We start from the raw sequence: 8,926 nt of genomic DNA on the forward strand, positions 1-8,926 counted from the left end.
TCGACCTGCAATACCGAGTCGACTATGGATTCGGCAAAGCATTTTCAGGTCGGTGTATTACTAAAATATTCCCGGATCGGCCCCCTCTCCCTCCGGGAGAGGGTTGGGGTGAGGGTAGCTTTTGCCTCACAAACCATCAGGTAATCGGCGCCGGATTGAACAGGGTGATGTCGTTATGCAGCTTGTGCTTCTCCGCCCACGTCTGCTGCTTGCCGCTCGCCACATCCAGGTAGTAGTGGAACAACTCCCAGCCCAATTCCTCGATGGTCGCGCGCCCGGTGGCGATACGTCCGGCATCGATGTCGATCAGGTCCGGCCAGCGCTGCGCCAGCTCGGTGCGGGTCGAAACCTTGACCACCGGCGCCATCGCCAAACCATACGGCGTACCCCGCCCGGTGGTGAACACATGCAGGTTCATCCCCGCGGCCAACTGCAAGGTGCCGCAGACAAAATCACTCGCCGGCGTGGCGCAGAAAATCAAACCCTTCTGCTTGAAACGCTCGCCCGGGCCGAGCACGCCATTGATCGCGCTGCTACCGGATTTGACGATCGAACCCAGCGACTTCTCGACAATGTTCGACAACCCACCCTTCTTGTTGCCCGGCGTAGTGTTGGCACTGCGATCCGCTTCGCCCTTGGCCAGATAGCGGTCGTACCAGTCCATCTCACGCACCAGTTCCTGCGCCACGGTTTTGGTTTCGGCACGGGAAGTCAGCAGATAAATCGCATCGCGCACTTCGGTGACTTCGGAAAACATCACCGTCGCCCCTGCGCGCAGCAGCAAGTCCGAGGCATAACCCAGCGCCGGGTTGGCGGTGATGCCGGAGAACGCATCGCTGCCGCCGCACTGCATGCCGAGGATCAGCTCGGAGGCCGGCACGGTTTCGCGGCGGCGCTGGTCGAGCTTCTTCAAACGGACTTCGGCCAGCGCCATGATCTGCTCGATCATCTCGGTGAAACCGTGACTGGAATCCTGCAGGCGATACAGCCATGGCTCGCTGAGATCGACCGAGGCATCGTCCTCGTGCATCACCTGCCCGGCCTGCAATTTCTCGCAGCCCAGACTGATCACCAGCGCTTCGCCACCGAGGTTCGGGTTGCGCGCCAGATTGCGCACGGTGCGGATCGGGATGTAGGCGTCAGTGGCGGTGATCGCCACGCCGCAGCCGTAACTGTGGGTCAGCGCCACCACGTCATCGACGTGCGGATACTTCGGCAGCAACTCGTCCTTGATGCGTTTCACCGCGTGATCGAGCACGCCAGTCACGCACTGCACTGTGGTGGTGATCCCGAGAATATTGCGCGTACCGACGGTGCCGTCGGCGTTGCGATAACCCTCGAACGTGAAGCCTTCCAGCGGGGCCTGCGCGGCCGGCACTTCGGTGGACAGCGGCAGGCTGTCCAGCGGCGGCGCGGTCGGCATGCGCAGTTGATCTTCCTTGACCCAGCTGCCACGCGGGATCGGCTGCAACGCGTAGCCGATGGTCTGGCCGTAGCGAATCACCTGGCCGCCCTCGGGAATGTCCTCAAGAGTCACCTTGTGGCTCTGCGGCACAAAATCCACGGTTACCAGACCGTCCGGAAACTCGGTGCCGGCCGGTACGCCCTGGTCGTTGACCACAATCACTACGTTGTCCCGCTCGTGCAGGCGGATGTAGCGCGGCGAGTCGGAATGTTCAATCAACTGCATGACGCCGCTCCTCAGGAATGCGCTTGAGACAATTTGCCGGTGATTTCAGCACCACCGTTGGTTGGCGGCTCTTTGAGCACCACACGTTTGATCGGGCCGACGATCACCAGGTAGCTGAACACCGCGACCAGTGCGTTGGCACCGACGAACACTAGCGCCCACTTGAACGAACCGGTGGAGCTGATGATGTAGCCAATCACAATCGGCGTGGTAATCGAGGCGATGTTGCCAAAGGTGTTGAACAGGCCACCGCTCAGACCGGCGATCTGTTTTGGCGAAGTGTCGGACACCACCGCCCAGCCCAACGCGCCCACGCCTTTGCCGAAGAATGCCAAGGCCATGAAGCCGACCACCATCCATTCAACATCGACATAGTTGCAAGCGACGATGCTGCTCGACACCAGCAATCCGGCGATGATCGGTGCCTTGCGGGCGAAGGTCAGCGAATGCCCTTTGCGCAGCAAGTAATCGGAAATCACCCCGCCAAGCACACCACCGATGAAACCGCAGATCGCCGGCAACGAGGCAATGAAACCGGCTTTGAGAATAGTCATGCCGCGCTCCTGCACCAGGTACACCGGGAACCAGGTCAGGAAGAAATAGGTGATGCCGTTGATGCAGTACTGACCCAGATATACACCGAGCATCATGCGGTTGGTCAGCAACTGACGGATGTAATCCCACTTCGGACCGTCGGATTTTTTGCCTTGCTTGACGTCCATGTCGACCATGCCGCCGTTGTCGGCGATGAACTGCACTTCGGCTTCGTTGGCCAGCGGATGTTGACGCGGGCTGTGGATAACCTTGAGCCAGACCAGCGAGAAGATGATACCGAGGATGCCCATGACGATGAACACGTGCTCCCAGCCGAAGCGATACACGATCCAGCCCATCAGCGGTGCAAACAGCACGGTGGCGAAATATTGCGCCGAGTTGAAGATCGCCGAGGCGGTACCGCGTTCTGCAGTCGGGAACCAGGCCGCGACAATCCGCGCGTTACCGGGGAACGATGGCGCCTCGGCCAGGCCCACCAGAAAGCGCAGCATGAACAGCGCAACGATCGCCGTGGACATGCCGAATTCACCGACAAAGCCTTGCAGCACGGTGAACAGCGACCAGGTGAAAATGCTCAGGGCATAGACTTTTTTCGAGCCGAAGCGATCGAGCAGCCAGCCACCGGGAATCTGCCCGGCAACATAGGCCCAACCGAAAGCGGAGAAGATGTAGCCGAGGGTGACCGCGTCGATGCCGAGGTCTTTTTGCAGGCTGGAACCGGCGATGGCGATGGTCGCGCGGTCGGCGTAGTTGATCGTGGTCACCAGAAACAGCATGAGCAGGATCAAATAGCGGACGTGAGTCGGCTTGGACGATTGCATGTAGATGTACTCCCACTGATTATTTTTATGCGCGGGTGAATCTGTATGTATTCCCTGTAGGAGCTGCCGCAGGCTGCGATCTTTTGATCTTCGGCGTCGTCAGTGACGCCAGAGAATCAAGATCAAAAGATCGCAGCCTTCGGCAGCTCCTACAGGGGGGCGGTGTCGGGGTCGACACCGCGTGCTCCTTCAGGAACCGATGTAGGCGGTCTTCACGACTGTGTAGAACTCTTGTGCATAGCGCCCTTGCTCACGTGAGCCATAGGATGAACCCTTACGGCCACCGAACGGAACGTGGTAATCGACACCAGCGGTCGGCAGGTTGACCATCACCATCCCGGCCTGCGAATGGCGCTTGAAGTGGTTGGCGTACTTCAGCGACGTGGTGGCGATGCCGGCAGACAGACCGAACTCGGTGTCGTTGGCCATCGCCAGCGCCGCCTCGTAATCGGCCACGCGAACGACGTTGGCCACCGGGCCGAAGATCTCTTCACGGCTGATGCGCATCGACGCTTCGCTGTCGGCAAACAGCGTTGGCGCGAGGAAGTAGCCTTCGGTGTCGCAGGTCACCAGACCACCGCCGCTGACCAGACGTGCACCTTCGGACTGGCCGATGTCGATGTACTTCATGTCCTGTTCCAGCTGCGCCTGGGAAACCACCGGACCGATGTCGGTGCCGGATTTCAGCGCGTGGCCGACCTTGATCGACTGCATGCGCTCGGCCATGGCCTCGACGAACTTGTCATGAATCCCGGCGGTGACGATCAAGCGGCTCGACGCCGTGCAACGCTGGCCGGTGGAATAGAACGCGCTCTGCACCGAGAGCTCGACCGCTTGTTTGAGGTCGGCGTCGTCGAGAATGATCTGCGGGTTCTTGCCGCCCATTTCCAGCTGCACCTTGGCCTGGCGCGACACGCAATTAACAGCGATCTGCCGACCGACGCCGACCGAACCGGTGAAGCTGATGCCATCGACTTTCGGGCTGTTGACCAGCGCTTCGCCGACCACTCGACCGCTGCCCATCACCAGGTTGAACACGCCGGCCGGGAAGCCTGCACGGGAGATGATTTCCGCCAGCGCCCAGGCACAACCCGGCACCAGATCCGCAGGTTTCAGCACCACGCAGTTGCCGTAGGCCAGCGCCGGAGCAATCTTCCATGCCGGGATCGCAATCGGGAAGTTCCACGGGGTGATCAGACCGACCACGCCGAGGGCTTCGCGGGTCACTTCAACGTTGACGCCCGGGCGCACCGACGGCACGTAATCGCCGGACAGACGCAGGCATTCACCGGCGAAAAACTTGAAAATATTGCCGGCGCGGGTCACTTCGCCGATGGCTTCGGGCAGGGTCTTGCCCTCTTCCCGGGCCAGCAGGGTGCCTAGTTCTTCGCGACGGGCGAGGATTTCCGTGCCGACTTTATCCAGCGCATCGTGACGGGCCTGGATGCCCGAAGTCGACCACGCCGGGAACGCGGCGCGGGCCGCATCGATGGCGGCGTGAACCTGAGTCAGGTCAGCCTTGGCGTAATCGCCGATGGTGTCGCTCAACTCGGACGGGTTGATGTTGGCCGAGTAGTCGGCACCGGCGACCCATTCACCGTTGATGTAGTTGTCGTAACGCTTGGAATCAGCCACAGAAAATTCTCCTCTCTACGCAAAAGCCGCTGATTGCTCAGCGGCCTTGTGGGTCGGTGTTTATTGCGCGCCTTGCTTGTCGATCAGCGCAGCGAGCATTTCGTACTCTTCGCCGGTCAGGTCGGTCAGCGGCGCCCGCACCGGGCCTGCGTCATAGCCGGCGATCTTGGCGCCTGCCTTGACGATGCTCACGGCATAACCGGCTTTGCGGTTGCGGATGTCGAGGTACGGCAGGAAGAAGTCGTCGATGATCTTGCCGACGGTGGCGTGATCTTCGCGAGCAATCGCGTGGTAGAAATCCATCGCGGTTTTCGGGATGAAGTTGAACACCGCCGACGAGTAAACAGGCACGCCCAGCGCCTTGTAGGCAGCGGCATAGACTTCAGCGGTCGGCAGGCCGCCGAGGTAGCTGAGGCGATCACCGAGGCGGCGACGGATCGACACCATCAACTCGATATCGCCCAGACCGTCCTTGTAGCCGATCAGGTTCGGGCAGCGCTCGGCCAGACGTTCCAGCAGTGCCGCGGTCAGGCGGCAGACGTTGCGGTTGTAGACCACCACGCCGATGTTCACCGATTTGCACACCGCTTCAACGTGGGCGGCAACGCCGTCCTGGCTGGCTTCGGTCAGGTAATGCGGCAGCAGCAACAGACCTTTGGCGCCCAGACGCTCGGCTTCCTGGGCGTACTCGATGGCTTGACGGGTCGAGCCGCCGACACCGGCCAGAATCGGCACGCTGGTGGCACAGGTATCGACCGCGGTCTTGATGATTTCCGAGTATTCGCTGGCTGCCAAGGAGAAGAACTCACCGGTGCCGCCGGCGGCGAACAGTGCCGACGCGCCGTACGGGGCCAGCCATTCCAGACGTTTGATGTAGCCAGCGCGGTTGAAATCGCCCTGGGCATTGAAATCGGTGACCGGGAACGACAGCAGACCGGCGGAGAGGATGGACTTCAGTTCTTGTGGATTCATTTTTCGAACACCCTGGGTAGCAACATTTTTTGTGAGTTTTATGGTTCAGCCAGCGCTGAAGTTGTAGGTCATCGTACAACTTAAAAGATAACCGTCAACTGCATTTCATCGTCGCCTCACACTTTTTGTCGGACAAGATTCGTTCTTGACGTAGGAAAAATCTGGGCTAGGCTCGATTTAACTGTATATCCATACAGTTAAAAATAAATCCACCGACGACATATCAAGGAGCCAGAAATGTCCGGACTGCATGCAAAACCACAGGAAAGACCCAAACCGGTCATCGCCCGGTTCGATGATCTCTTCACCGTAAATGGCATCCCCTTCAACGCTGACAATCCGCATCTGCTGCTGCACATCGCCGACGCCCACAGCGATGTCGAACCGGCCACCGCCCTCCCCGGCAAAGCGTTGAACATTCGACCGCCACTGCGCTTTGAAGGCGCTGAACACACGGCCATCGGCGACAACACCCTGCTGCGCTTCAGCGAAAACGTCGAGCCGGTTCGCGCGCAAAACCTGCCCTTGCACTTGCCCAACGGTCTAGCGCTGACCTACGGCCAGGTGGTGGCGCTGGCTGGAGATTTCTACGGCGTGGTCGATCGACCGATCAACGAAGGCGCGACCCCGGCTGATCGCCTGAACCGTTTCAATGCCGCCTTCGATTCTCTCGCCGTGCTCCCGGCCTCCCGCGCCGAGGCCACACAGATTCTCGCGGTCATGCAAAAAGAGATCGACGCGGTTAAACAGGCGATCAAGGACGGCAAATCACCGCACGAAGCCTACGATGCGCTCGGAGATACGTTGTCCGAGGAGTGGAACAAGATCACCGGTGGCGGCAGTTTTGTCTCCGCGCTGTTCCCGCTCGGACGTTATCTGAAACTGGCGGCGAACAACGCCGACCACTTCGGCGAATGGGCCAGACTGGCCTACATCGCCGGCCACACCGCCGCCCTGCAAACCGCAGTCGCGGCCCGCGCCAGTCACGATGAGCAGCAACTGAAACGGGCCTATGCGATGAACGCGTTTGCCGACCACTTCCTCACCGACCTGTTCTCTGCCGGCCATCTGCGGGTACCGCGCAAAGAGATGGCGGCGGTGGTCACGCCGAGCGATCTCGGCTCGCTGGTGACCCGTTTCATGCACGACGAGGACAGCAAATTCGGCCTCAAAGTGCGCAACGCCCATGGCGATCAATGGCGCGCCTACGGCGACAAACGCTACTTCGAGGCCAGCGATGCGGACAACCGCACCCAGGTCAATCTGGCGGTGCAAGCTTCAGCGGACGAAATCTTTGCTGCCTACCTCAGCGGCAACGTGCCCGCCCCTTCGACATTTGCCGCGCTGCAACGCCTGCCGGATCTGACGGCGGTGCTGAATCTTTCGAATAACTTCGCGCCGCTGTTCCGCGTCGAGGGCGGCAAGGTGCTGCGGCGCAAAGACGTGAACAACCTCAACGACACCGCCACCATCGATGACTGGTGGGGCTGGAGCACCTACCTGCTGCTCAAGGACTACCACCCGACGGGCAACGTCAATCAAGGAGAATGAGCATGACGATCAGATTGAAACTGGAACTGGCATCGGGGCAGTCGCTGCAGGGTGCACCGCTGGAGTTGCTGGCGGATGGCAAGCCGATTGCGCGGGGAGTTGTGGATCAATCAGGCGAGGTGGCGTTTGCTGCCAAGCCGGGTAAAGCGAAACTGGCGGTGAGGGTGGATCGCTCGATATTGCCGCGCTGAAGTCAGCGGCCCATTCGCGAGCAAGCCCGCTCCCACGTTGAATGCATTTCAAGTGTGGGAGCGGGCTTGCTCGCGAAGGGCCCGTGACTAAGACCGTTCGTCGAAACTGGTATTTCTTACAGGTGCCAGATCAATCCTCTCCCGGCTTCAATGTTCAAGGAGTTAACGAACCGGCTCCGCCAGGTAACGCCGTAATCAGCTTGCCTTCAAACGGTTTGATGGATATTGAAACGGAGTTTGATCATGACCGCACAAGCTAAAGCTTTCGCTGCGCCAAGTCTCAGGGAAGCAGAAGACGGAAAACTTTATGTTGGCGAACTGACGGGAGCTGCCCACGGAGAAGTGCCGCCATACCTTCATGCATCTGTCGGTGACGGAATTACTTTTCATGTAGTGACCACCTCCGGTAACACGTGGAACGACCATCACGTACTGACTGCGCCCGAGGTAGGAAAGCCAATCATTTTCTTAATCCCCAAAGATGTTTTTGAAAAGAAACTGATTCCAGAAGCGACTGCCGATCTCCACTACATCGTCACACGTTTCAATCAGGTACCAGAGAAATCACCGTCTCTGCGCATTAAACTGGAACGGTAACCTTTCACCCCTGCGCCTGCGCCTCTTCATGAGCCTGGCGCAGTCTTTCGCGGCTGTTGGTCAAATGCAGGCGCATCGCCGCCCGCGCCGCATCGGAATCCTGGCGGGCAATTGCGTCATAAATCTCTTCGTGCTCACGGCTCAGACGATTCATGTAGTGCTGCTGATCATCATGGGCCAGACGCGCCGAATTCAGCCGCGTACGCGGGATGATGCTGGTACCCAGGTGGGTCATGATGTCGGTGAAGTAGCGGTTGCCGGTGGACAGGGCGATTTCCAGGTGGAAGGCGAAGTCCGAGGCCACCGCATCGCTGGCGTGGGCGACGCTGTCGTTCAGCGCATCGAGGGCGGCGCGCATGGTCGCCAGTTGTTCGGGACTGCGGCGTTGCGCGGCGAGGCCGGCGGACTCCACTTCCAGGCTGATGCGCAATTCGAGAATCGCCAGCACGTCACGCAGGGTGACCACCGTGGCCGGGTCGATGCGAAAACCGCTGGGGCTCGGCGTGTCGAGCACGAAGGTGCCGATGCCGTGGCGGGTTTCCACCTGGCCAGCGGCCTGCAAACGGGAGATCGCCTCGCGCACCACGGTGCGGCTGACGCCGTGCTCCTGCATGATCGCCGACTCGGTGGGCAATTTGTCGCCGCGCTTGAGCAGACCGTCGCGGATCTGCCCGGTAAGCACCGTCACCAGCTCCTGAGCCAGGCTGCGGCGCTTGCGTGGGAGGCGTGGAGTGTCGATCGGGTTTTCCATGGTCAACGTCTGGTCTCGAAAATTCGGCTTGGTGGGCATCATAGCGCAGGCGGGTTGTACGATCACATCCCGCCTCACAATACCCCATGTGGGAGCGGGCTTGCTCGCGAAGGCGGTGTGTCAGGCAACCGATTTGTCGACTGAATGGACGCCTTCGCGAGCA

The 8,926-nt window shown here is 60.2% G+C and carries 8 protein-coding genes; 3 read left to right on the forward strand and 5 right to left on the reverse strand.

The window, feature by feature from the left end; translation table 11 throughout:
* Positions 1-136: 136 nt before the first annotated feature.
* From garD to kdgD, 4 genes are all read right to left on the reverse strand, one after another.
* Positions 137-1,690, reverse strand: coding sequence for a galactarate dehydratase (gene garD / locus LVD08_RS08585; RefSeq protein WP_027610829.1), 1,554 nt, complete (start codon positions 1,688-1,690; stop codon positions 137-139).
* A gap of 11 nt (positions 1,691-1,701) precedes the next feature.
* The gene (locus LVD08_RS08590; RefSeq protein WP_247267915.1) at positions 1,702-3,066 is read right to left on the reverse strand and encodes an MFS transporter; all 1,365 of its coding nucleotides are present in this window, start codon (positions 3,064-3,066) and stop codon (positions 1,702-1,704) included.
* Between the two features lie 189 nt (positions 3,067-3,255).
* Positions 3,256-4,701, reverse strand: coding sequence for an aldehyde dehydrogenase family protein (locus LVD08_RS08595; RefSeq protein ID WP_096795340.1), 1,446 nt, complete (start codon positions 4,699-4,701; stop codon positions 3,256-3,258).
* Between the two features lie 60 nt (positions 4,702-4,761).
* Entirely contained in the window at positions 4,762-5,673 is a 912-nt protein-coding gene (gene kdgD / locus LVD08_RS08600; protein ID WP_247267916.1) for a 5-dehydro-4-deoxyglucarate dehydratase, read from the reverse strand.
* 237 nt (positions 5,674-5,910) lie between these two features.
* Between kdgD and LVD08_RS08605 the strand changes: the two genes are divergently transcribed.
* From LVD08_RS08605 to LVD08_RS08615, 3 genes are all read left to right on the forward strand, one after another.
* Positions 5,911-7,224, forward strand: coding sequence for a phospholipase (locus tag LVD08_RS08605; RefSeq protein ID WP_247267917.1), 1,314 nt, complete (start codon positions 5,911-5,913; stop codon positions 7,222-7,224).
* Positions 7,225-7,226: 2 nt separating this feature from the next.
* A complete protein-coding gene (locus LVD08_RS08610) occupies positions 7,227-7,415 on the forward strand; it encodes a hypothetical protein (RefSeq protein ID WP_027610825.1) in 189 nt (62 codons plus the stop codon).
* Between the two features lie 243 nt (positions 7,416-7,658).
* Entirely contained in the window at positions 7,659-8,012 is a 354-nt protein-coding gene (locus LVD08_RS08615; protein ID WP_115988217.1) for a hypothetical protein, read from the forward strand.
* A gap of 4 nt (positions 8,013-8,016) precedes the next feature.
* Here the strand turns inward: LVD08_RS08615 and LVD08_RS08620 are convergent, their stop codons facing one another.
* Positions 8,017-8,763 carry a FadR/GntR family transcriptional regulator gene (locus tag LVD08_RS08620; RefSeq protein ID WP_247267918.1) on the reverse strand — a complete coding sequence of 249 codons (747 nt, stop codon included), beginning with the start codon at positions 8,761-8,763 and terminating at the stop codon, positions 8,017-8,019.
* Positions 8,764-8,926: the final 163 nt, after the last annotated feature.

The sequence above is a fragment of the Pseudomonas sp. YL2 genome (assembly GCF_023063025.1).
In the GTDB taxonomy this organism is placed as follows: domain Bacteria; phylum Pseudomonadota; class Gammaproteobacteria; order Pseudomonadales; family Pseudomonadaceae; genus Aquipseudomonas; species Aquipseudomonas putida_A.

What these genes read in the sequence shown, in the direction of transcription:
- garD (WP_027610829.1), bottom strand. Translation starts at nt 1,690, where the DNA reads ATGCAGTTGATTGAACATTCCGACTCGCCGCGCTACATCCGCCTGCAC.
- LVD08_RS08590 (WP_247267915.1), bottom strand. Translation starts at nt 3,066, where the DNA reads ATGCAATCGTCCAAGCCGACTCACGTCCGCTATTTGATCCTGCTCATG.
- kdgD (WP_247267916.1), bottom strand. Translation starts at nt 5,673, where the DNA reads ATGAATCCACAAGAACTGAAGTCCATCCTCTCCGCCGGTCTGCTGTCG.
- LVD08_RS08605 (WP_247267917.1), top strand. Translation starts at nt 5,911, where the DNA reads ATGTCCGGACTGCATGCAAAACCACAGGAAAGACCCAAACCGGTCATC.
- LVD08_RS08610 (WP_027610825.1), top strand. Translation starts at nt 7,227, where the DNA reads ATGACGATCAGATTGAAACTGGAACTGGCATCGGGGCAGTCGCTGCAG.
- LVD08_RS08615 (WP_115988217.1), top strand. Translation starts at nt 7,659, where the DNA reads ATGACCGCACAAGCTAAAGCTTTCGCTGCGCCAAGTCTCAGGGAAGCA.
- LVD08_RS08620 (WP_247267918.1), bottom strand. Translation starts at nt 8,763, where the DNA reads ATGGAAAACCCGATCGACACTCCACGCCTCCCACGCAAGCGCCGCAGC.